Annotated in this window: 19 protein-coding genes and 2 riboswitches; of the genes, 6 read left to right on the top strand and 13 right to left on the bottom strand. The window is 64.2% G+C overall.

Translation table 11 applies throughout. The annotated features are described in order from the left end of the window. Nucleotides 1-12: 12 nt before the first annotated feature. Nucleotides 13-1,266, bottom strand: a complete 1,254-nt coding sequence (gene mepA, locus T281_RS03410; protein WP_052036975.1) for a penicillin-insensitive murein endopeptidase — start codon at nt 1,264-1,266, stop codon at nt 13-15. A 207-nt stretch (nt 1,267-1,473) separates the two neighbouring features. Further along, nucleotides 1,474-2,865 (bottom strand): aspartate aminotransferase family protein, encoded by a 1,392-nt coding sequence (locus T281_RS03405; protein ID WP_037234217.1) that lies wholly within the window; start codon nt 2,863-2,865, stop codon nt 1,474-1,476. Between the two features lie 168 nt (nt 2,866-3,033). Here T281_RS03405 and T281_RS17380 point away from each other — a divergent pair, with 168 nt between their 5' ends. Further along, complete coding sequence (locus tag T281_RS17380) at nt 3,034-3,561, top strand: DUF2147 domain-containing protein (RefSeq protein WP_052036974.1); 528 nt, start codon at nt 3,034-3,036, stop codon at nt 3,559-3,561. On the opposite strand, the gene hpnN is transcribed toward T281_RS17380, so the two are convergent. Next, nucleotides 3,531-6,197, bottom strand: a complete 2,667-nt coding sequence (gene hpnN / locus T281_RS03395) for a hopanoid transporter HpnN (protein ID WP_037234167.1) — start codon at nt 6,195-6,197, stop codon at nt 3,531-3,533. The two genes, T281_RS17380 and hpnN, sit on opposite strands and share 31 nt — an antisense overlap. A gap of 583 nt (nt 6,198-6,780) precedes the next feature. Between hpnN and T281_RS03390 the strand changes: the two genes are divergently transcribed. Further along, nucleotides 6,781-8,073, top strand: a complete 1,293-nt coding sequence (locus tag T281_RS03390) for a GNAT family N-acetyltransferase (protein WP_037234165.1) — start codon at nt 6,781-6,783, stop codon at nt 8,071-8,073. Nucleotides 8,074-8,134: 61 nt separating this feature from the next. On the opposite strand, the gene T281_RS03385 is transcribed toward T281_RS03390, so the two are convergent. The 3 genes from T281_RS03385 to T281_RS03375 all read right to left on the bottom strand — a co-directional run bounded on the left by T281_RS03385 (nt 8,135) and on the right by T281_RS03375 (nt 11,806). Beyond that, complete coding sequence (locus T281_RS03385) at nt 8,135-9,703, bottom strand: TROVE domain-containing protein (protein WP_037234162.1); 1,569 nt, start codon at nt 9,701-9,703, stop codon at nt 8,135-8,137. Nucleotides 9,704-9,908: 205 nt separating this feature from the next. Beyond that, nucleotides 9,909-10,676, bottom strand: coding sequence for a precorrin-6A synthase (deacetylating) (gene cobF / locus T281_RS03380; RefSeq protein WP_037234159.1), 768 nt, complete (start codon nt 10,674-10,676; stop codon nt 9,909-9,911). An 11-nt stretch (nt 10,677-10,687) separates the two neighbouring features. Further along, nucleotides 10,688-11,806 (bottom strand): hypothetical protein, encoded by a 1,119-nt coding sequence (locus T281_RS03375; RefSeq protein ID WP_155955055.1) that lies wholly within the window; start codon nt 11,804-11,806, stop codon nt 10,688-10,690. A 273-nt stretch (nt 11,807-12,079) separates the two neighbouring features. Here T281_RS03375 and T281_RS03365 point away from each other — a divergent pair, with 273 nt between their 5' ends. Further along, nucleotides 12,080-12,538 (top strand): GyrI-like domain-containing protein, encoded by a 459-nt coding sequence (locus tag T281_RS03365; RefSeq protein WP_037234151.1) that lies wholly within the window; start codon nt 12,080-12,082, stop codon nt 12,536-12,538. Between the two features lie 92 nt (nt 12,539-12,630). Here T281_RS03365 and bchE read toward each other — a convergent pair whose 3' ends face one another. The 5 genes from bchE to gluQRS all read right to left on the bottom strand — a co-directional run bounded on the left by bchE (nt 12,631) and on the right by gluQRS (nt 18,851). Continuing rightward, nucleotides 12,631-14,457, bottom strand: coding sequence for a magnesium-protoporphyrin IX monomethyl ester anaerobic oxidative cyclase (gene bchE, locus T281_RS03360; RefSeq protein WP_037234147.1), 1,827 nt, complete (start codon nt 14,455-14,457; stop codon nt 12,631-12,633). Nucleotides 14,458-14,947: 490 nt separating this feature from the next. Next, complete coding sequence (locus T281_RS03355; RefSeq protein WP_338053294.1) at nt 14,948-15,820, bottom strand: ABC transporter substrate-binding protein; 873 nt, start codon at nt 15,818-15,820, stop codon at nt 14,948-14,950. Then, entirely contained in the window at nt 15,805-16,584 is a 780-nt protein-coding gene (locus T281_RS03350; protein ID WP_037234145.1) for an ABC transporter ATP-binding protein, read from the bottom strand. Before T281_RS03350 ends, T281_RS03355 begins: the two co-directional genes overlap by 16 nt. Next, nucleotides 16,581-17,570 (bottom strand): FecCD family ABC transporter permease, encoded by a 990-nt coding sequence (locus T281_RS03345; protein WP_052036973.1) that lies wholly within the window; start codon nt 17,568-17,570, stop codon nt 16,581-16,583. The genes T281_RS03350 and T281_RS03345 overlap by 4 nt, the downstream gene beginning before the upstream one ends. A gap of 161 nt (nt 17,571-17,731) precedes the next feature. Beyond that, a riboswitch (cobalamin riboswitch) is annotated at nt 17,732-17,930 on the bottom strand. A gap of 48 nt (nt 17,931-17,978) precedes the next feature. Further along, nucleotides 17,979-18,851, bottom strand: coding sequence for a tRNA glutamyl-Q(34) synthetase GluQRS (gene gluQRS, locus T281_RS03335; RefSeq protein WP_037234136.1), 873 nt, complete (start codon nt 18,849-18,851; stop codon nt 17,979-17,981). 92 nt (nt 18,852-18,943) lie between these two features. Beyond that, a riboswitch (cobalamin riboswitch) is annotated at nt 18,944-19,138 on the top strand. A gap of 139 nt (nt 19,139-19,277) precedes the next feature. Between gluQRS and T281_RS03330 the strand changes: the two genes are divergently transcribed. From T281_RS03330 to def, 3 genes are all read left to right on the top strand, one after another. Then, nucleotides 19,278-19,619, top strand: coding sequence for a cysteine-rich small domain-containing protein (locus tag T281_RS03330; protein WP_037234133.1), 342 nt, complete (start codon nt 19,278-19,280; stop codon nt 19,617-19,619). Continuing rightward, a complete protein-coding gene (locus T281_RS03325; protein WP_199502384.1) occupies nt 19,619-21,208 on the top strand; it encodes a cobyric acid synthase in 1,590 nt (529 codons plus the stop codon). The genes T281_RS03330 and T281_RS03325 overlap by 1 nt, the downstream gene beginning before the upstream one ends. Nucleotides 21,209-21,333: 125 nt before the next feature. Further along, a complete protein-coding gene (gene def / locus T281_RS03320; RefSeq protein ID WP_037234131.1) occupies nt 21,334-21,864 on the top strand; it encodes a peptide deformylase in 531 nt (176 codons plus the stop codon). Between the two features lie 33 nt (nt 21,865-21,897). Here def and T281_RS03315 read toward each other — a convergent pair whose 3' ends face one another. Then, nucleotides 21,898-22,599: an alpha/beta fold hydrolase gene (locus T281_RS03315; protein WP_037234123.1), complete on the bottom strand. Its 702-nt coding sequence runs from the start codon at nt 22,597-22,599 to the stop codon at nt 21,898-21,900. A 106-nt stretch (nt 22,600-22,705) separates the two neighbouring features. Beyond that, a complete protein-coding gene (locus T281_RS03310; RefSeq protein WP_037234120.1) occupies nt 22,706-23,545 on the bottom strand; it encodes a response regulator in 840 nt (279 codons plus the stop codon). Between the last annotated feature and the right edge of the window lie 114 nt (nt 23,546-23,659).

Genomic DNA, 23,659 nt, shown 5'->3' with positions numbered 1-23,659 from the left:
GATCGGCGGCTGCTAATGCGCGGCGAGTGTGATCGACGGCGCGTTCAGCACGGCTGCGCAGGCCGGAGGCAACTGCGCCATGGTTATGCCGGCCTTCGGCTTCGCGGGCGCTGACGCCACTTTAGGCTTCGGCGCGACGGGGACAACCGGCTTCGAAAGCTTCGCGATCCACTTATCCAGCCCTCCGCCGCACCCGTCGCCAGCGGGCAGAGGCGGCTGATTACGGCAGCCCTCATCGCCAGCGGGGCAGGCGAGCCGGACATGGAAATGCGCATCATGGCCCATGATGGGCTGGATCTTGTGCAGGAAGCCGCGATCGTCCGTCACATTATCGCACATCCACTTTTTGATCGCGGGATTGACGAAAACGCGCGTGACTTCAGGATAGGACACCGCGCGGCGCAAAAGCTTGACGTGGTCCGGCGTCCAGCTCTGCTCGTTGACGTGCACGGGATCGAGCAAAACGCTGTCCATCTTCATTTGCTCGCGCTCATCGACCGCAAGCGTGCGACCGGGCATCGGCTTGTACCAGATGTCGACGTCGAGACCGACCTGATGGCTCGCGTGACCGAAGGGCATGGGGCCGCCGCGCGGCATCGACATGTCGCCGATCAGAAGGCCCGGCCATCCGTCCTTCGCCTTGGCATCCTTGGCGAACTTTTCGATGAACGTCACAAGAACGGGGTTGCCCCAGTGGCGGTTGCGTGAAAGCCGCATGCCCTGCCAGACCGGTCCATTTTCGGGAAGCTGCGCCGCGCCCGCAAGGCAGCCCTTCGCATAGAAGCCGACGGATCGCGTTTCCATCTTGGCGGGTTCGCGCGCCGCGCCGAACAGCAGCTTCGCGGGCGTCGCCTTGAAGACCTGCGGAGGAATAGGCCCGCTGCCGGGGATAGGAAGCGGCGTCGCGGCGGGTGTCGCTCCGGCTGCCAGTCGCACGCCGGGCGCGGCTGTCGCAGCAGCCTTGACCGGGATCGCGACCGGAGCATTCGTGGTGGGAGCGGGTTGCGCCACGGAGGGCGCGGTTCCTGTTTCGGCCGTCGGCGCAGTGGACGTCGCTGCGGCCCGCGTCTCGGTCAATTGCGCCTGAGCCGTGACCGCGTGTTTCGGCGTGCCGCGACGAGGATTATAGGTGGACGTCGATTTCGACGTATCAGACGATGAAGCCGCCAGCCCCGCAAGGGCATCCGCGCCGCCCGAGGCAACCGTCACCGCCAGCGCGACACTCGTGACCAGCGACGCGTTGAGCAGAAAATTTTGCACTTTCATCCAAAGTCTCCCGGCCTGATCGCCCCGCCTCCTGCGGAAGGCGAACGGTCGATCTGCAAAGACCGAGCGCCGTGGCTTTGTCAGCGCGCGGCGCTCCCCGAGTACCATTTAATTCAGACGATAAGTCCGATATCGGGTGGAATTGTAGCGGAAAGGCTTCACCGTTTCGTTGCCAAAACCTTAAACAGCGTTAACCTCAGCGTGTGCCTATGCTTCCGCTCGCGATTTAAGTGCATGCCCAGCGAGCGTCTTGCCGAGCGACCACGCCGCGCCAGGCACCTTGTGGGCGGCGGCAATCGTCGCGTCGAACGAGTCCTCGATCCACTTGCAGTCGTCGTCGGTCAGCGTAAGTGCGGGCAGCAGCTTCACGATGTTCATGCCGTGCCCCGCGACCTGGCAGAGGACCTTGTGCTCCTTGAACAGCGGGATGGTAATCATCTGGCTGAAGAGGCCCTTGTTCGCCGCCTCCAGCGCGTGCCACGACATGCGCAGCGCAAAGGATTTCGGCTCGCCGAACTCGATGCCGATCATGAGCCCCTTGCCGCGAACATCCTTCATCAGCTCGTGCCGACCGATCATCGACCGGAACGAGGCCGCTAGCCGCTCGCCCTTGGCGGCAGCATTCTCGATCACGCCGTCTTCTTCGAGGATCGAAAGCGTTGCCAGCGCCGCCGCCATCGCCATGTCGTTCTTGGCGAAGGTGGAGCCGTGGACCACCGCGCGATCCATGCGGTTGAACAGCTTGTCGAAGATCCATTTGTGCGTCAGCACAGCGCCAACCGGCACATGGCCGCCCGATAGCGCCTTCGCGACGAGCACGAGGTCCGGCTCGACGCCCGGCCAGTGATCGATGGCGAAGAACTTGCCCGTGCGGCCGACGCCGGTCTGAATTTCGTCCGCGACAAATAGCGTGCCGTATTTCTTGCAAAGCTCCTGAACGCCCTTCAGGTAGCCGTCGTCGGGCACATGCACGCCCTTGCCCTGGATTGGCTCGACGAAGAAGCCCGCGATCTTCTTCGTCTTCAGCGCGTCTTCCAGCGCCGTGAGATCGTTGAACGGCACTTCCACCGTATCGGTGAGAAAGCCCTCGAAGCCCTTGCGGAAAATCTGGTCGCCGTTTAGCGAGAGCGAACCGTAGGACAAGCCGTGGAACGCATGGCTGCAATGCGCGATTCCCGCGCGGCCCGTCGCAGCGCGCACGAACTTGATGGCGGCTTCAACGCTCTCGGTCCCGGAATTGGCGAAGAACGCCTTGTCCAGCCACGGCGCCCGCGCGAGAAGGCGCTCGGCGACGACGCCCGCGAGCGGCGACACGTCCATCTGAACGAGGTTCGGTAATTCGCTGTCGAGCACCTGCCGCAGTGCGTCGTTCACCTTCGGATTGTTGCGCCCGAGCGCGAAGACTCCCCAGCCCGAAAGGAGGTCGAGATATTTGTCGCCCGCGCGGTCCCACAGGTAAGCGCCCTGTCCGCGCACGAAGCCGACATCGTAGCCGATTGTCTTGAGGACGCGCACCATCTGCTCGTTCAGATGCCGCGTATGGAGCGCATAACGCCCCGCCTCGTTCTCCGCGAAAAGCGATTTGATGTCGATGCTCATGCTGAACGGCTCCTCGGCGGCGGTCGCGTGATGCGCGCCCGGCCCTATCTTTGAATTGTTCTGGGGATAGCATGCGATGCGGGCTGGACGCAAAATTTGTTCTTAACCGCAGAAATTCCACATTGGGGGCACATGAGGCTCGCAGGCAACAGATTGGAGTCAAAATTCATGAAGGTATTTCATCTCGCAGCGGTCGCGGGCCTGCTCATCGCCGGTCCCGCTTTTGCTCAGCCGAAGCCCGCTTCCCCTAAACCTGCCCCGGCGGCGCCAGCCGCGCCTGCGGTTCCGTCCGTTCTGGGTGAATGGCTTGTCGAAGACGGCACCGCTCAGGTGCGTGTCGTTTCCTGTGCGGACGGCGTCTGGGGTATCATCTCGTGGACGAAGGGCGAGCCCGGCGTCGACAGCAAGAACCCCGATCCGGCGAAGCAGACGCGATCCGTGCTCGGCATGCCCATCCTTCTCGGGATGAAGCCCTCGGCGGATAAGCCCGGTCGCTTCGACGGCGAAGTGTACAACGCCGAGGAAGGCGACAACTACATCTCGCACATCAGCCTTTCGAGCCCGGACTTACTGCGCATCGAAGGCTGCGTGCTCGGCGGGTGGATCTGCGGCGGGCAGGACTGGACTCGCGTCAAGACCCCGCCGCAGAAAGGCGCTCTGACCGATCAGGCCGTGTGCTCAGAACTTCCGAGATAGGCGGCGGGACGCTTCGTCTCCGTCTTCTTCCCTTCCGGTTCTTCCTCTTCAACCTTTCGTGGCGGCCCCATCAGCAGCGGTTGAAACAGTACCGCTGCCGCCATCGTTGACATGAGCGACAGGGCCAACAACTCACCCATGCTTGACGTGCCGGGGTGCTTCGAAAGGTAGAGGCTTCCAAACGCCACCGCCGTCGTCATGCCGCTGAAGAACACAGCGCGCGTGAGCGGCGAGGCGAGGAGGCCGCTTTTCCCGTCGCGCCACGCTATGATGTAGTAGATCTTGAACGCGACGCCGACGCCGAGCAGCAGCGGCAGCGCGATGATGTTCGCGAAGTTCAGCGGCAGGTCGAGGATCACGCACAGTTCCAGCGTGACGGCGCACGCCAGCAGCAGCGGGAACAGCGTCAGCGCCACGTCGCGCACGCGCCGCAGGAAGATGAAAAGCAGGATCGAGATCGACGTCAGCGCCCAGAAACCCGCTTCGAGGAACGCATTGACGATGGTGTCACCCGCTTCCTGAATGCCGATGGCTTCGCCCGTCGCATCCGGTGCAACCGCCGTCACCACATCGACGAAGCGGCGGAGAACGTCGTTATTTTCGGAGTCGCCGCTCGGCGAAACGGAGATGCGCACGCGACCGTCCGCCGTTTTCCAGTCGGAAACGAGGTGCGGCGGCAGCGAGGCGAGTGTCACCGTTCCGGGGTCGAAGCTCGTCCTCAGCATGTTCAGCGTGATGTTGAGCGGGTCCACCAGCGCCGTGGTAGCGCGCGCCCGCGCCTCGGGCGAGGCCTTGGAGAGCGCGGCGAGAGCTTCAGACAGCCGCTTGGCCGCCTCGACGCCTTCTTTCTGGCCGCGAACCCGCGAGATGATTACGCTCAAGAGGTTCGAGGTACCCTCAAGCTTCTCCGCGAGTTGGGCGTCGGCTGGCGCAGGCTGGGTCGCCTGCGGCTTGAGCACGCTTTCAAGCATCGCGGCCGTCTGTGCGATCAATGCGCGCTTCTGGTCCTGATTGTCGGGGATGAACGAGCTGAGCGACGTGGTGCGGGCCACCTCAGGCAGCGCCGCGATCTTCTTCGAAAGCGCGTCCGCCTCGGTCTGCGACGCCGTAAGCACCTCGATGGTGCGGCCCGCCGTCTCTGGATCCTTCTTGAGGTCGAGATAGGTGGCGACCGATTCCACGTTCGGGCTGCGAAGGTTCATCGGGTTGAAATCGAACCGCAGCCAATTAAGAAGCGGCAACCCGGCGAGCACGACGCATAACGTGCCGATAAGGATCGGCCAGCGGTTCCGGTCCATGAACTCGTCAACCGGCTTCAGGAACGCGTAACCGAGTGGATGCGCCTCGGCGGGCGGGTTCAGCAGCCGCAGCATCGCTGGGAGCACGGTGATGCTCGTCAGGAAGGCGATAATCATGCCCATGCCGGCGACGAGGCCGAGTTCCGAAAGCCCCTTATAAGCCGTGGGCGTGAAGGCGAGGAAGCCCGCCGCCGTTGCCATTGCGGCAAGCGCGAGGCGGCTGCCGAGGTTCGAGGCGTTCGCCTTCAGCGCGCCGTGCAGATCGTCTTTTTCGAAGCGCTCCGCGCGATAGCCGACGCTGAACTGCAACCCGAAGTCGACACCGATGCCGACGAACAAGACGAAGAACGCGACGGAGATCGGATTGAAGGCGCCAACCGCTGCCAGCCCGAGCGCGGCCGTTATCGCGAGCCCCACGATCAGCGAGGTAAAGACGGCGAAAATGATCCGCCCCGAATGCAGTGCGAGCCAGAGAATAATGAGCACGGACAGGATGGTCAGTGTCCCGTGCATGCCCATGTCTTCCTTGAGCGTGCCGAACTCCTCATCGGAGATTGGGACTGGACCGGTCAGGCGCACGGTCACGCCTTGCTCGGGCAGGCCGAGTTCCGCCGCAGCCTTGCGGATTGCGTCGGAGGCTTCAAGGCCCGGCTGAAGCGCGTTGTAGTCGAGGATCGGCACGATTTCGATAAGCTGCCGCTTGTCGCTCGTCTTCGACGCCTGACCGCTCAGCATCTCGCGCCAACTGAAATTGGCCGGACGCCCGGCGGTGGCGTTTTCGATCGCCGTGGCCATCGAATTGAACTGCGGCGCAAGGCTGTTCAGCGTGACCTGCCGCCCCTGCACGCCTTGTGTTGTGAGCGTGATAGCACTCATCACACCGCGAAGACTTGGATCGGCGGCGAGCGGTTCGAGCAGCGGCTTCGCGCGCGTCAACTGACCAAGCGCGTCCTTAAGCTCGCTCTCGGAGAGGAAAAGAAATCCATTCTTCTGGAAGAAGGGACCGCCGGTCAGCTGCTGTACGCTGCTGATAAGGGTCTTCTCTTCCAAAAGCCGGTGCGCGAGACGCTGCGCGGCCTGATCGGCGAGTTCCGGCGTCGGGCCGTCCACGACCGCCACGATGGCGGATTCCACCTTCGGAAACGCCTTGGCGAACGCAACTTCGCGCTGTCGCCAGGGAAGCTCCGTCGAGATCAGCTTGCTGATATCCGTGTTGATCGCGAAGTGCGCGGCAAAATAATAGCCGGATATGATCGTCAGGACGAGCGCTGCGGCCAGTACTCGCCATGGATGGCGCGAACAGATATCGACAGTCTTTACTATGGGCTCTTTGAGCATTGCCTACCGTATTTGGATTGGTGCAACCGGCACTTCGACGCCGCGAACAATGCAGATATGTCCACGCTTGGCAACCGGAAAGCGTGATGGCGCGACGGATTGCAACCTGAGTTAAGACTTGGAGCGGGCCACCATTCCAAGACGGCACTTTTCTGAAATAGGATTTTAGAACGGCAATCCAAGACTTGCCCTCGCTCCACATTTTTCCCGGACGTGACCCACATTGCTGCTATTTCGCGCATCTGTTGCAAATGAGGCACGATCGCGCAGCTTCGTGTAAACGAAGCTTGCATTGCTGTTAATAAGGAGAATGTTTTTGCCGCGTCCCGGTTCGGCGAACTGAATTTCAATCGCCTTTTCCGATCCGCCGAAACCATCGCCAAAACGGCACTTCAGTCATGACTTTTTGCGGGGGCGCCGCTAAAGCCATGGGACGCAGCCATTTTTTGGGTATGGTTTCGAATCTATCAAGAACACAACCTAGTTTTGCGATAAGTGCTTACACGCCATTTTTTGTTCATGCCTGCCGGGCGGTGCTAGAAGCCCCTCCAGCAGAACGGGGAATCAGAGAGGGAAACCGGGCATGAGCGATCTCGTGAACGAGGAAGCCGCGGTTTTTGACGCAGGCGAATTGAACAGGGTCCGCCCCGCATTGAGGCGCGATGCCCCTGAAAGCGACGTCCTGTACCGCGTTCCTCCGCGCGACTATGCACCGGAGGCCCGCACGTCACGCGGCCCCGACAGCGTCAGCGTGGCGACCTACGCGGAAATAGACGCGTCCGGCGGCTGGGACACGGCCTTCAGCGGCCAGTACAAGGACGGACGCTATTACCGGATCGTGCAGGAAACCCTGCATCCCGAGCACAGCTACCGCTATTTCGTGCTGCGCGACCAGGCCGGGCGGCAAAAGGCGATCCAGCCCTTTTTCGTCCTCGATCAGGACATTCTCGCGGGGGCGAGCGGCACGATCAAGGCCGCCGTGGACACAGTCCGTCACCGCTTTCCAAAGTTCCTCACACTCCGCACGCTGATGGTCGGCTGCATTGCCGGCGAAGGCCATCTGGACAACCGCGACGCTTTCGCCGATCCGAAAACGTGCTCGCTTCTGGCGCAGGCCACTCTCGACGAGGCGAAGAAGGAGCGCGCGGGGCTCATTGTCTTCAAGGAGTTTCCGTCCGCCTATCGCGAGGTGCTCGGTCATCTGAAAGACGATGGCTTCATCTGCCTGCCGAGCTTGCCGATGGCGAGCTTGAGCACCGCGCACAAGGATTTCGACGCCTACATGGCCGCGTCGCTCAGCCGCGCCACCCGCAAGGATCTGCGCCGCAAGTTCAAGGCCGCTCAGTCCGCCGGGCTGACCATGTCCGTGGTCGAAGACATCACACCCATCGTCGACGAGATCTATCCGCTGTATCTCAACGTTTACAACCGCTCGAAGCTGCATTTCGAGAAGCTGACGAAGGACTATCTCTGCGCGCTCGGCCAGCGCATGCCCGACCGCACGCGCTTCTTTGTCTGGCGGCAGGGCGACCGGATCGTCGCATTCAACCTCTGCATGGTGCACAAGGACGCGATCTACGACCAGTATATCGGCCTCGATTACGAGGTGGCGCTCGATCTGCACCTCTACCATTACACCATTCGCGACATCATGAGCTGGGCGATGGCGAACGGCTACCAGCGCTATGTCAGCAACGGGCTGAACTATGACCCGAAGCATCATCTGCGCATGCAACTAGACCCGCTCGACCTTTACGCGCGGCATCGCTCGCCGGTCATCAACGCGGCGATGAAGGTCGTGTTGCCGTATCTGGAGCCGACCAAGTACGATCCGCACCTGAAGAAGTTCGCGAACTATTCCGATCTGCGGGCGTAGGAGCCGGGCGACGGGAGCGCGGCCAAGAGGGCGGGCGCGAGAGCGCGCCGCCCCTCGCCTGTCAGCCCCGGATGAAATCCGAGATCAGGCGCGGCGTCTTCTCGTTGAAGCCGATGACATCGAGCATACCGCCATCGTTCGTGTCGGCGATGGAGAACCCGCCCGAAGCCACGCCCGCGATCACGAGTTTCGCAGCAATCCCTGAGCGTGCGCGATACTCGCGCAGCGCGAGCGCGGGATGCACCGATTTCGCGCGCACCTCGCTGTCGGTGTAGACGACGAAGGCATCGACCTTGAGATCGTTTTCGAGCGCGCAGAGCATCGGCAGCGCGCAATCCACAGAGTCGGATGAGTAGTTCGCGATTTCCCGCAGCGCTTCGGGCAACCGCATCGTGGCATTGATATTCACCGGCAAAAGCCGCTGTTCGTCCGAACCGCTCGGCACGGTGAAGGCGGCGAGGTGGCACTCGCGCTCGATCGACGCCGAGACGAGCGCCATCGCGGCGACAGCATCGCGCGCGCTCAGGCCCGTGCCGACGACATGACTGGCGCCCATCGAATAGGAGCCGTCGACTGCGATCAGAAGCCGCTTGCCTGTCGTGTCGGCATTGGCAAAAGCCGCGTGGAAGGCCGCTTCGAGCGCGTCCACGACCTGCGGCAGCGGCTCCCAGGTGAGCTTCTCCGCGTTGTCGCTCCCCTTCCGGTAGTCGTCGAGCGCGAGCAGGAAGGCGAACGGGTGCAGATGCGAGTGCCAGACGCGCGTAATGTCCCTCAGCGACGGCAGGACGAGGTTCAGCCCCTCGCCGGAGGATTTCAGCACGCCTGTCGCGGTGAGGCGGCCAAGCTCGCGCAGCAAGGTCTTCACGGGCATGCGTTCCACGACCGCGCGCAGCACCTTCTCATCGCGCCGCCAGTGCTTCGGCACCGTCTCGATTGGGAGATCATGCGCGGCGATCAGCGTCGCCGCCTCCTCCGCCGTTTTCGCATGCTGCAAGGCGACATAGCCTTTCACCACGGACGGCAGCGCGGAGCTTGTCTTTTCGGTCGCGACCCAATCGTAAAGCGCTTTGCGCGCCGGGTCCGCCGCGAGCGGCTGCGAAAGCCGGATAAGATCGCGATGCGTCCAACCGGCGCGCTGGCGGCTGGTCACGATCTGCCGCGCGAGGTCGTCGGTTTTCTGCTCGGCATACCATAGAGCAACCGCGCGCTTCGTCGTCGGGTCGAACCCGCGCAAGCCCTGCGCCGCCTCGGCAAACTGGAACAGATGATCCGTCGTCCGGCACACCCTCGGCAGGGCGGCGACCGCGGCGCGCCTCACGGCCGCATTGCCATGAACGGCGGCGAGCGCCAGCGCGAAGACGGCGGGCGCGTTTGAAGGGGCGCGCGAAGCGAGGCTTTTCTCCTCGATCACCGAAACGGCATGCGCGCCGCCGACTTCGAGCGAACGAAGCACGGCGGGAATATGCTCGGCGTTGAGCGCCCGCTCCCGCGCCACATACCGCCCGTTCTCCGAGCCGAGAATGAGGAAGCGCTCAAACCGCGACCAGTCGTTCATCGGGAACGGCAGAGCAACGGTGTCCACGACGCGCGGCTTGATGCGGCGCAGCAAGAACTTCCTGTAATCGAACATGGCAGCCCACCTCGAGCGAAAAAGGATTGCTGCTCCTGTCGTAGAAAAAAAACGAGGCGCGCGGGCGGGCAATGTGGTGCGGCGAATCGGCTCGCCTCTGGATTGAGCGGGGGTTCGTAAGCCCAAAAGCGGCGCGGACGCGCGTTTCGGCCCGCCTCAGAGCCGTCGCCACGATGCGCCGCGGCGGCAGCTGGCCCTACTCCGCTTACTCCGACGCTCCACCGACACGCCGCATGAGATAGGTGTCCATGATCCATCCGTGCTTCTCGCGGGCCTCGGCGCGAAGCCGTTCGATCTCGCCACACACCTCGGAAAGCCGCCCCGCCACGAGAATTGCGTCCTTCGTCCCGAGATACGCGCCCCAATAGATCTCGACCGTCTCCGGCTCGGGCACGCGCGTGAAGCTCACCGTGCCGTCGAGCATGACGACGACGCTGCCCGGATGGCGCGGAAAGTCCTCATCGAGCCGCCGCCCCGTGGTGATGAGCACCGGCTCGGCTATACGGTTCAGCGGGATCTTGTGTTGCGCGGCGAGCGCCTGGATCGCGCCGATGCCGGGGATAACCTCGTGCTCGAACGCGACGCCCTTCGCGAGAAGCCGGTCGAGCAGGCGAAGCGTGCTGTCATACACCGCCGGATCGCCCCACACGAGAAACGCGCCCGTTTCGTCCGGCCCGAGCGCCTCCGCGAACAGCCGCTCGTAACTGGCCTCGATGGCGGCGTGCCATTCGTCCACATTCGCGCGATAGTCGGGCGTTTCCGCGCGGCGCGGGATCGGCACGACCACCTCGCGAAAGCGCGGCTCGCGGATAAAGCGCGCGCAGACCTCCTCGCGGAACAGGCGCAGCGCGGCCTTTTCCGTGCCCTTGTCCGGGATGAAGAACACGTCGGCGCGGTTCAGCGCCTCGATGGCCTGCACGGTGAGGTAATTCGGGTTTCCGGCCCCGATGCCGATGACGAGAATTTTGCGCATCGCCTGCGGGCTCAGCTTTCGTTCTGTTCGAGCGACGCGATAAGCCCGCCGATCACGGACCAATAGGCCTGACCAAGCGGCGGCACACGGCGCATGATGCCGCGCGCCCAGATCGCCTTGCGGCCGAGTTGTTTGGCGAGTTGGAAATCGACGCTGCCCGGTGGGTCAGCAAGATCGACCACGAGCGCGTGATCCGGCAAGCTGCCGAGTTCGCGCGCGTCGACCACCGGGCCGTTGATGGTGGAGAAGATCGCGTCGAACTTCGGCGACTTCACCGGCAAGTCCGAAAGCGGGAGCACCGTAACGCCGGGAAAGGCGTCGTCCAGCCCGCGCTCGTTTGTTGCGAGATGCACGCGCGCGCCCGACACCGACAGCCGCACGATCAGCAAATCCGGGATGCGCTCGCCCGCGATGACGCAGACCGTGGAGCCTTGAAGCTGCGTCCCGGCCTTTTCGACGCGCTGAAAAAGCTCGTCCATGGCCTCGGAGGCGGCGTCGAGGATCGGCCGAAGCCCGTCTTCATAGCTGTGGACGGTGAGACCCAGCGCAGCGGCATGTCGCGTGAGCGCGGCGTCGGCGCGCGGCGCGATCAGATGTGCGCCTGCGCTCATGCCGCCCAGCGCGGAGCCGTAGGCACGTTCCGGCGCGAAGCTTGCGCTTGCCTGCGCGGATTGGGCTGGCGCGAAAACCGGCAGGATCGCATAGCGCGCGCCCTTCACGACCGAAGCCGGATCGGGGTACGCCGCGACGGTGCGCAGTTTCGGTTGAAGCGGCGCACCGAGGATCGCGACCTTCGCGCCAGCCGTCGCGGCGTTCCGGGCGATGGCGCGGTCGAGCCGCTGCGTGCCGAGCACGCCGAGCGTCACGTTCGCCCATTGCGGTGCGACCACGGTCTGCGGCGCTGTGTAGACGGTATTCCGGCAACCCGTCGCGTTGTCGTATTCGCCCTCCCAGTCCGAATCCATGCGGCCCATGGTTGGAAAGCGCGACGGCGATCCGAGGCGCGGGCGCGGCACGCGCGCGGACGGCGAGGGCGACGGCACGCCCGGCTTGCGGCGAACGCGGATCGTTCTCGGCGCGATGAGGCGCGCGATCCTTGCTAAGCTGCGCGACCAGAAATCAGAAGACACGATGCTTCCCGATGGGTTCGACTTGCATGAAAATCGGTGAGGCGCGCGCCGTTGCGCGCTGCCGTTGGCTTATTGTGCGAAAAGCGGCGTCTTTCGGCAACTCAAACTTACGGGCTGATCGCGCCCATTACCGCCGCCGACAGGCATTAGCTCAGAAAAAATCTTTCTTAATCGCCTCCCATAAAGACGAAAAATCGAATGCGGTTCCCTGTCCGGGTTTGTCTTCAAACTCGCGGCGCGGTACTCGCATTCGTGAAATGGGAGGCGGAGACTATGCAAATCAAGGAAACTCCTGACATGTGGGCGCTGCGGCTCACCAAGCGCCTCTGCATTCCGGAGGTGAAACAAGCCGGGCAGGAGTACGGGCGGATCATAGAAAACGCGATTGCGTCTGCGGATTTGACGCCATCGGGTCCGTGGCTTTTCATCGCCCAGAACCTGCCCAAGACCGGCAAGACCCCATTCGACTGGGCCATCTGCCGACCGATCGAGAGGCCGAACGAGTATCGGGGCGCGATCGAACTCGTCCATCTCGAACCGATCATCGTTGCATCAGCCGTTCATCAAGGCTCTTTGCGGACGCTTTTCACGCAAGGCTATGCACCGCTCGTCGCCGAGATCGAACGATCACGGCACGTTTTTTCCGGGGAGAGCCGGGAAATCTATCATGATTGGAACGGGCCAGGAGCGGCCTATCATCGGATCGAAATCCAGTTCGGTTTGTCGCGATAACGAACCGATGGAACGCAGGCATAAAAAAGGCCGGGCGAACCCGGCCTCAGGAGATCGGAGCGCCGCCATATCCGGCGGCGCTTCTCTTTTCGCTAAACCTTGGCGGGCGTGTCGGACTTCGCTTCGGCCGTTTCGCAACCGCAGCTGCCTTCCGGCCCATGGCCCTTGCACTCGCCGCTTTCTGTATGCTCGTGCTTCGACTCTCCCGAGCAACCGCAGCCTGCGTCCATCGTCGGCTTCGCAACACTGCCGCCGATGGCAGCAGCCATCGTCGCTTCGTCGAGTTGTTGGTCGCCGCCGCCGCAAGCCATGACTTTCTGCGGATCGTTGGCGTCCTCACCACGCACCTTCGCGGCAGCCGCAGCCATCGGAGAGGCCTCGGCCTTGCGCTTCGGCGCGGCTTTCCACGCGTTCGACGAAATCTCAAGCTCGGGTGTCTTTTCCAGCGTCCGCGACGAGTCAAAGTCGAACTTGAGCTTCTTCTTCGTCTGCGGACCCCAGTAGCCACGCTTGCCGAGATCGTAGAACTGACGCTGATAAGCCGAGAGCAGAAACGCCTGCAGGCAGCCGAGCAGATACTTGCGGCGCACCTTGTCGCCACGCACCCACGGATAGCCCCACAGCGCCTTGTTCATATAAAAGCGGCGGTAGTTCTTCATCACGCCGTCGAGCAGTTCGCCGCGGTCGATAGCCTTCGGCTTCATGATCGGCGTCACGAAGTTATACTTCTCGAAGTCGAACACTTCGACCGTGTCGCCAAGTTCGCGGTAGAGGTCCGAGAACGGCCACGGCGTGAACATCGACCAGTTGGCCATGTCCGGGTTCCACTCGCGAACCATCTTGTAGGTTTCTTCGAGCGTTTCGAGCGTCTCGTTTTCGAGGCCGACGATGAACTGCGCCTCGGTCACGATGCCGTTCGCGCGGAGAAGGTCGATAGCCTTCTTGTTCTGCGCAACCGTCGTTTCCTTGTTGAACAGGTCGAGGTTGAGCTGCGCCGCCGCTTCCGTGCCGAGCGAGATGTGCACGAGGCCCGCCTTGCGGTACATCGGCAGCAGGTCTTCGTCACGAAGGATGTCGGTTACGCGGGTGTTGATGCCCCATAGAACCGGCAGCTTGCGCTCGATCAGCTCTTCGCAGAACGCCACGAACGCCTTGCGGTTGATAGTCGGTTCTTCGTCGGCGAGGATGAAGAAGCCGACATTGTGATCGCGCACCAACGTCTCGATTTCATCGACGACGAGCTTCGGCTTTCTCACGCGATAGTCGCGCCAGAACTTCCACTGCGAGCAGAAGGAGCAAGTGAACGGACAGCCGCGCGCCATGTTCGGCGTGGCGACGCGCGTGTTCATCGGGATGTAGTGATATTTCGTCCAGTCGAGGATGGACCAGTCGGCGACGATGGTATCGACGTCGCGGATCGGCGGCTCGGCCGGGGTAGCGATGACCTTCGAGCCTTCCTGATAGGCGATGCCGTGGACCTGGCCGCGACTGTCGGGCCATTCGCCCTTGTCGATCGCCTTCACGAGGTTCAGCATCACTGCTTCGCCTTCGCCGCGGATGATGGCGTCGATCCACGGGGCTTCGTGCAGGATCTGCGAATACATGAACGTGCCGTGGATGCCGCCGAGCACCGTCACCACGTTGGGGTGAACTTCCTTGGCGATCTGGAGCACGCGCTCGGCTTTGTAGATGGACGGCGTGATGGCCGTCGAGCCGATGATGTCGGGCTTTTCCTCGACAAGGATCGCGCGGAGCTCGTCCTCGGTGAGGTTGTCCGTCATCGCGTCGATGAAGCGGATGTCGGAATAGCCGCCCGCCTTCAGATAACCGGCGAGATAGGCCACCCATGCAGGGGACCATCGGCCCGCGATTTCGGCGCCGCCCGAATGATAATTAGGATGGATAAGTACTATCCGCATGCATCGCCTCCTTGGGGGCCGCTGTCCCGTCAACGCCTGTTGATGAGTGTGATGATGTCGCGGGGTGGACAAAGCCGGAAGCGTGAGCTACGCCATAATCCGATATGAGCCGTTGTCCGAAAATGCCACAGCGACATCAGCAACGCTCCTCAGAAGGCGTCGGCGATTCCGCGACAAATCAGAAACCGGCCGGTAGAGTTGAAGGTCATCATAGCGTCTGAACCACCCTCCAGCGGATTTGGTCTGTTCCAATGGCCGGTAATAGCTTGGCAAACTTGCCGCTTCGCCGCGGAAAACTTTCCTGCGCGAGCAATGCCAAGTATCCATCCTTCTTTGTAAAGGATGGAATGTCAGCCTGATTACCCATTAACTTCGATGATCAAGACCATCGAAGCACCATCAAACTCGACTTATTGCACCCGCTTGAGACGAATGCAAGCGGCCTTTCGCGGCCCTTTGCGCGGCGTTCTGACCCGATATGCGTTGAATCTCACCGTGAAAACGCAGGCGTGGCTTTACTCGTCTCGACTGCCGAAACCTGCGCTGCGAGGCTATCCAGCGCTTCGGCGAGCATCGGTCCGCCGCATGTCGTGAGCCGCTCCGGTATGACCATACGGCGCGCGAGCGGATACAGCTTTTGCAGCGCGGGATGCACCAGCAGCGCCTCGCCCTGATCCTGCGGGCGATCACGAACATTTGTCACGAGGATGAAATCCGGGCGCGCCATCACGATGGCTTCCAGCGACGCGAAACCGCCATGGGCCAGACCCATATCTCCGGCGGCGTTCGCGAGACCGGCCGCACCCAGCAGCGATGTTGTCAACGACTCCCCGCCGAACACCCAGCCGCGCCGGGACACGGCGAGCACGCGCGGATGCGTTCGCGATGCGGCTGCGTGGGCGCGGGCCAGCGCCGCGTCGATCCGCGCTATGTGAGGCTCCGCGCGTTCGGGATGGCCGACGAGCGCGGCCATGCGCCGGATCTGCTCCTTTGCGTCGTCGATGGAGCGAGCGACGTCGAACTCCGCAACGGGCACGCCCTTCGCCTTCAGGAGCTGCCGCGTGGCAAGCCGCGTATAGCGACCCGCGAGTACAAGGTCCGGCTCGGCAACAAGCGCATCCTCGGCCCCGCCCGACATTTTCGGGAAGGCGCGCGCTTCCTTCGCGAGCCAGCTTTGCGAGGCATCGCGCGAATAAGGGCTGAGACCGGCGATCTGATCGGCGTCGGCGAGCGTGAGAACAAGCTGGTCGGTGCAAAGATTGATGGAAACGATGCGGCGCGGGGCGTCGGCTGCGCGGGCGACCGCGAGCGATACGACCAGCATCGCGCAGGCGGCGACGAGGCGGATCACGGCGCGACCCACGGCACCAGCACCGGCGAGCCGTCATGCTCCGCCCGGAATGCGCCGATGTGAAACGCATGCGCCAGCACCTCGGGCGACAGCGCAGCGGAAGGCGGCCCGGACTCGATCAGCCGCCCGTCCTTCAGCACCAGCACGCGATCTGCAAACCGCGCGGCAAGGCCGAGATCGTGCGTTACCACCAGCACCAGCGCGCCGCCGAGCGCCGTGTCGCGAAGCAGCGCCATCACGTCGAGCTGATAGCGCGGGTCGAGCGAGGCGATGGGTTCGTCCGCCAGCACGACCGACGCTTCCACCGCAAGCACACGGGCAAGCGCCACGCGCGCCTTCTCGCCGCCGGAAAGCTCGGTAACGGGGCGGTCGGCGAGCGAGCCGAGATCGGCGGCGGCGATGGCACGAGCGACGGCTTCGGCGTCGCGGCGCGGGAGATTCGCGGGATCGGTCGCGCCGTGCGGATAGCGGCCAAGCGCCACCACGTCGCGCACGGGCAGCGGCCAATGCACCGCGTGGCCTTGGGGCAGATAGGCGAAGCGGAGCGCGCGCTCGCGGATCGCCAGAGCCGCCGCATCGCTACCGCCGACACGGATTTCGCCGCGCGAAGGCACCAGCCCTGCGAGCGCGCGGAGCAGCGTCGTCTTGCCCGCACCGTTCGGGCCGATCACGGCGGCGAGGCAGCCGCACGGCAGATCGAACGACACGTTCGCGATGAGATCGCGCGCGCCAAGCCGAACGCCGAGGCCGCGCGCGGAGAGATAAGCCGCGCTCATGAGAGGCCACCGGTCAGCGCGCGGCGGTCGCGCACGATGAGATAAAGGAAGAACGGGACGCCGATGATCGCCGTCAGCACGCCGACTTTTATATCCGTCGTCGCCGGAATGAGGCGCACGGCGATGTCGGCCGCCAGAAGCAGCGCCGCGCCGATGGCCGCGCTTGGCAGCAGCAGCCGCGCGGGGTCGTGGCCGATGAGAGGGCGCGCGAGATGCGGCGCAACGAGGCCGATGAAGCCGATAGTGCCGGACACCGCCACCGCGCCGCCAACGCCAAGCGCCACGCCCGCAATCACCGCGAGCCTCAGCCGCCCCACATCCACGCCGAGGCTTTGCGCCGCCTCTTCGCCGAGGCTCAGCGTGCGAAGCGCGTTGCGATTGGCGAGCAGGATTGCCGCGCCCGCGAGTATGAAAGGCAGCGCCAGCGCAACATGCTGGAAGCTCCGGTCTTCGAGCGAACCGAGCAGCCAGAAGGTGATTTCGAGCGCGGCATAGGGGTTCGGCGCGAGGTTCACCGCCAGCGCGGTTCCCGCGCCCGCCAGCGCCGACAGCGCGAGGCCCGCGAGGATGAGGATCAGAAGGTTCGCGTTGCGCCCCGCCACGGCGAGCAGAACGAAGACGGACGCGAATGCCGCCGCGATCGCCGCCACGGGCAGCGCAAATGAAAGCGCGTCGGCCAGCCCCGTCGCGATCACGACGACCGCGCCGAAAGCCGCCGCCTGCGGTGCACCGAACAGCGCGGGCGAGGCGAGCGGATTGCGCAACAGCCCTTGCAGCGCCGCGCCGGAAAGCCCGAGGATCGCACCGATGGCCAGCGCCAGCACCGCGCGCGGCAGGCGGATTTCCTGCACGATGATGCGTTGCGGCTCAGTGCCTGCACCGAAGAGCGCGGCCGTAACCGTGTCGGGCGAAAGCGCGACCGGCCCCGCTCCAAGCGACAACACGGCGAGCACCGCCGTAACCGCGATCAGCGCCAGCGTCGCCACCGGCCACTTGCGGCGAGGCGCGAGCGCGGTCGCGGTTACGGCCGAATCCGTATGGGGAACCTGTAAAATGACATCCTCCGCCGACCCGCCGTCGCACGTTCGCTGCCGATGGCGTTTTCAAGCGAAGTGGAAACCGGTTCGCATGAAGAAACGCGTCGACATAACAAGTTACAGCGCCGGCCGGTCTCCTGGCTCGCGGGTCGTCGCCGCCATCGCCTTCCCGAACACACGCATGCATTCAGTGGCTTCGATGTCGGCTCGCCGCTTACAGTTGCGGGGGCAGCCGCGGAATTGGGATCGATCCCTCACCGCGTTCCCGTTTCACCCGCTTTCGCGGGCACCGGCGCTTGATGCGGCCTATCATAAAGGGAAAGCGACGGCAATGCGATGGGCTTCGCGTCGCGCGGGCTAGGCGAGCCGCATAGGGCATGAGCGCGGCACTGCGGCGCCGGTCCAGTGCCGGACGCCATGGCCGAGGACATCCGCGCATGGCACTGGCGGCGTGCCCGGCGGCACGTCCTGCCCGAGAAAGGCGAGCGCCTGCCACAAGAGGCCGCTATCGGCGGGCGTGGGCAACTCCTGCGCGTGCGTTTGCTTGGAGAGCTTGCTGCCATCGGCATTGAGCGCGAGCGGCAGATGCATATAGCGCGGCGTCGGCAGGCCGAGCAGCCGTTGCAGCACGATCTGTCGCGCCGTGTTGTCGAGGAGGTCCGCGCCGCGCACGACATCCGTTACACCCTGAAAGTCGTCGTCGACCACCACGGCGAGCTGATACGCGAAAAGCCCGTCGCGGCGCCGCACGACGAAATCGCCTACGGTTTCGGCAACGTCCTCGCGCTGCGGGCCGAACACCCGATCCGCGAACTCCACGGTGCCGGGTGGCACGCGGATGCGCACGGCGGCATCGTCGCGCGGTGCCGTGAACGCGCGGCATGTGCCGGGATAGACCGCGCCAGAGCGGCGGGCGAGATCTGCCCGCGAGCAGTTGCACCAGAACACGTGCCCGCTCGCCCGCAGCGCGTCGAGCGCCTCGGCATAAGCATCGAGCCGCGTCGACTGGAACAGCACATCGCCGTCCCACTCGAAACCATAAGCGGCGAGTTGATCGAGGATGCGGCGGGCCGCTCCCGGCATCTCGCGCGGCGGGTCGATATCTTCCATGCGCACGAGCCAGCGCCCGCCAGCCGCGCGCGCATCGCAGTAGCTCGCCACCGCCGCGACGAGCGAGCCGAAATGCAAGGGCCCCGTGGGCGAGGGTGCGAAGCGGCCGATATAGGTCATGCGTTTTTGTCTCTCACGCCGCGCCACCGCGCAAGCCTGTGGAGCATTGCAGCCGCGCCGTTCGTCGGGCTTGCCCGCGCGCTCCTTCGACCTATTTTAAGGTTAGCTTCGGTGCCCGCGTGAAATCGGGTGAAACGGGAACGCGGTCGGCGATTTGCCAATGCCGCGGCTGCCCCCGCAACTGTAGGCGGATGCTTCGATCAAGAGTCACTGGGCCGGTGCGGTTCGGGAAGGCGGTCGAGGCGATATCCGCGAGCCAGGAGACCGGCCGGAGCCGCGCGTTATCAAAAGCGCGCACACGCATTTTCGTATCGGCGGAGGGCCGAAACGGTGCCATGCCATGCGCTAGACTGCCTGCGTTCGTCGCCGGTCGCCCGCCTGCCATCGCCGTCCTTCGCCTCCGATGACACTCGCAAAGGCCACGGCATGGAACCGAAAGACACCACCACAAACGAAGGCTTCAAGGGCTTCACGAACGAGGCGTGCCCGTTCCTGCCTTGCCACAAGGGCGTTCGCGGCAAATTCAATTGCCTCTTTTGCTATTGCCCGCTAATCGCCTACGAATGCCCCGGCCCGTACAAGGTTTACACCGACGCGAACGGCATGCGGCGAAAGGATTGCTCCGATTGCACCTTGCCGCATAACGGCCATCGCGGAAGCTGGAACTTCATCCAGAAATGGCTGAAGAAGCCGGAGATCTGGGACGGGCACGATCAGACGCGCGAATTCCGGCTGAAAGCGCCGCCGGTAGAAAACGAAACAGACTAATGACCGCCGACACGATCCCCGCACAGGCCGCCGAACTCATCGCCCGCATCGCCTATCAGCCCGCGCCCGAGGGGCTGCCGCGCCGCGCGCGTTCGCTTATGATCCAGGGCACGGCGTCGGATGTCGGCAAGAGCATGGTCGTCGCGGGGCTGTGCCGGGCGTATGCGCGGCGGGGTCTCGTGGTGCGCCCGTTCAAGGCGCAGAATATGTCGAACAACGCGGCCGTGGCGGCGGACAGCGACCTGCCGCCCGGCCCCGATGGCGAGATCGTCTATGGCGAGATCGGCCGCGCGCAGGCGATGCAGGCACGCGCGTCGAAGGCCGCGCCCTCGATCCACATGAACCCGGTGCTCTTGAAGCCGCAGACGGATATCGGCTCGCAGGTGGTGCTACGCGGGCGCGTGCTCGGCAACTGCCCCGCGCGCATCTATCACCACATGCGCCAGCGGATGATGCCCGCCGTGATCGACAGCCTCGACCGGCTGCGCGCCGAAGCCGATCTTGTGATCGTGGAGGGCGCGGGCAGCGGTGCGGAGGTTTACCTTCGCAACTCCGACATTACCAACATGCACCTCGCGGAAGCGGGCGGCCTGCCGGTGGTGATCCTCTCGGACATCGACCGGGGCGGCACGATGGCGGCCATTGTCGGCAGCCACATGCTTCTTTCCGAGGCGGACCGCGCGCGGGTGAAGGGCTACATCGTCAACAAGTTTCGCGGCGATTTCTCGCTGTTCGAGCCGGGTGTGGTGACGATCACGGAGGCGACCGGCTGGCCGTTTCTCGGCGTGCTGCGCTGGTTCGACAGCGCGGAGCGGCTTCCGGCGGAGGATTCGCTGGCGCTGGAACGTCCCGCCGAGGGCGAGGGACGCGGCGTCAACGTCGCGGTGCCGCGCCTGTCACGCGTGGCTAATTTCGACGATCTCGATCCGCTGGCGGCAGAACCCGGCGTTTCGCTGCGGTGGATTCAACCGGGCAACCCGATCCCCGCCGATACCGACGTCGTCATCCTCCCCGGCTCGAAGGCGACGCGCACCGACCTCGACGTGCTGCGCCGTGAGGGCTGGGACATCGACATCCTCGCGCATGCGCGGCGCGGCGGTCGCGTGATTGGGCTTTGCGCGGGCTTTCAGATGCTCGGCCGCGTGGTGCGCGATCCCCAGGGCATCGAGGGACCGGCGGGCGAGACAGCGGGCCTCGGCCTGCTCGACATCGAAACGGAAATCGGCGGCGAGAAGCGGCTGATTGACATCGATACGACCGACCGCGCGTCGGGCTGCCGCGTCACGGGCTACGAGATGCACATGGGCCGCACGACCGGCGCGGGGCTCGATCAGCCTTGGCTCGTGCTGGAAGACGATCACGGCGGCGCACAGCCCGAGGGTGCGCTCTCGGCGAGCGGCCTCATCGCGGGCGCATACGTTCACGGCCTGTTCGGCTCGAACGAGTTTCGCGCGCACTGGCTTCAAAGCGTCGGCGCGGCGGCCTCCGGGCTGGACTTCGACGCGCGCACCGAAGCGGCACTCGAAGCGCTGGCGGACCATGTCGAAAAGAACCTCGACCTCGACGCGTTGCTCGCCCTGGCCGTTTGAAGCGCGCCCGTTGCCTTCAAAAAATCGGGGCGTAGCCTGCGAAGACTTGAGCGGATGAACAAATCCTGATTTCCGCCGCAAACGAAGCCGTTGACCGCGCCGCGCGCCTCGCTTATCTGCTGAGCATGGCAATACGATCCATCATCACGATCCCCGACGCGATCCTGCGCGAAACATCGAAAACCGTCGAGACAGTCGACGACGAGGTGCGCGCGCTCGCTAACGACATGCTTGAAACCATGTACGCCGCGCCGGGCATCGGGCTCGCGGCGGTGCAGATCGGCGTTCTTCGCCGCCTCATCGTGATGGATGCGCAGAAGGGCGACGAGAAGGGCAAGAGCCCGGTCGTTCTCATCAACCCTGAAATTCTCGCACATGGCGACACGCCGCGCGTGCATGAGGAAGGGTGCCTGTCCATTCCGCAGATGTACGCGGAGGTGGAGCGGCCGGCGCTCGTGCGCGTTCGCTATGTCGATGTCGAGGGCAAGCAGCAGGAGCGGGACTTTTCCGATCTTGAGGCAACGCTCGTGCAACACGAGATCGACCACCTCGAAGGGCGGCTGTTCATCGATCACCTGTCGCGGCTGAAGCGGACCCTGCTTATCCGCAAATACCACAAGCTGCAACGCGAGCGCGCCAAGGCCGACGTGCTTTAGGGCGCCACGCAGCGCCGACGCGGATCGCCCGCCTCATACGCTGTGCCACGCCGCCAGCGTGCGCGCCATGAAGTCCGGCTGTTCCAGCGTGGACAGATGCCCGCAATCCGGCACGACCTCCAGTTTCGCGCCGGGGATCGCATCGGCCATTTCCTTCGCGAGCGCGGGCGGCGTCAGCTCGTCGCCATAGCCGACAGCGATGAGCGTCGGGCAGCGGATCGCGGCGAGATAAGGCCGTGAGTCGCGCCGCCCCATGATGGCGGTCTGCTGGCGGACAAAGACATCCGCGCCACTTTCAAACATCATGCTTTCCACGACGGCGCGCAGAGCGTGGTCGTTGCGGCGGCTTGCATGCACGAAAACCGGGAACAGCAGGCCCGGCAGATCGCCGAACTTGCCGGTGTGCACCATCTCGATCTGGGTCTTGCGCCGCGCTGTCTGCTCCGGCGTGTCGGGGCGCGCCGTTGTGTCGAGTAGCGCGAGCTTCGCCACGCGGTCCGGCGCGCGTCGCATAATCTCGAAAGCGATATAGCCGCCCATCGAAAGCCCGGCGAGTGCGAAGCGCGGCGGCGCGGCCGCGAGCACATCGTCGGCGAGGGCGGCGATGGAGTCGCTACGGGTGTGGTTGGCAACCGTGACGGTCGCTCCCTGCCTGAACAGCGCAGGAAGCTGGCTGCCATAGAGCCGCGTGTCGCAGCCGAGGCCGGGGATCAACAGCGCTGGCAAGGCTTCCATGGTGTTCTCCGGTTCCCCTCGTGCACTCCCGCGAGCATTTATGCGGGATGCACGAACCTGAGGAGTCACGTTGTTCTGTAAACGCTCCAACTGAAGGAACGGTTTATCAGCACGCGTCGGCTGCCGATTCCGAAGATTTCCGGGGAAGCTCGCCGTTGCCGTCCTTCACGCGCGAGCGCACCTGGAAAAACAGCGCTTGCCCGATGATGGCCTTGACGGTCTCGGCGTTGAACGGTTTCGCGATGAGGAAGGTCGGCTCCGGCTTCGCGCCGGTGAGCAGAAGTTCCGGGTGCCCCGTTATGAAGATCACCGGCAGTTCGAGTGAGCCGAGAATTTCGTTCACGGCCTCCACGCCCGAACTCCCATCCGCGAGCTGAATGTCGGAGAGGATGAGATCCGGCTGCGTTTCGCGCGCGAGCTTGAGCGCGGCGGCGTGCGTGCGTGCTGTGCCCGTCACGTTGTGGCCGATGCCCGTCACGATCTCTTCGAGATGCGCGGCGGTCAGCGGTTCGTCCTCGATGATGAGGATGTCCGCCGGGTCGAGCTGGCTCGCGATTTCATGATCCGCCGCCGCGATCAGCACGGCGACTTCAGCCGTGTCGATGTCGAGAATTTTCGCGATCGCTTCCGCGTCGAAACCTTCCACCGACAGAAGTAGGAAGGCCTGACGAGGCTTTGGCGTGAGCGTTTGCAGCCCATGGATCGCCTCGGACGTTTCGCTGCTGATCCGGAAGTCGTTGGTCCCTACGGAATTCCAGATCTTCAGGAAAACGCGGTAGAGCGCGATCTTCGGCTCCAGTCCGGTCGGGAACAATGAGGGGTCGTCGACCAGCGCTTCCAGCAGGGCCACAACGTAGGCATCTCCGCTCTCCTGCGAACCGGAAAGCGCACGCGCAAACCGCCGGAGCGAAGGCAGATGCGGAGCAATGGATTGCGAAACAGACATATGGCGTACCCCAAAGATAATTGTCCAGGCGTAGTTGACGTGACTGCAACAAACGCCCGTAGCGGGTGTTCCAGTGCATTGATGATTTGTGAAAATTTACTCCCTGTCCAGAGT

The sequence above is a fragment of the Rhodomicrobium udaipurense JA643 genome, assembly GCF_000636015.1.
Classification (GTDB): domain Bacteria; phylum Pseudomonadota; class Alphaproteobacteria; order Rhizobiales; family Rhodomicrobiaceae; genus Rhodomicrobium; species Rhodomicrobium udaipurense.
This window is presented reverse-complemented; position numbering and strand designations above follow the sequence as displayed.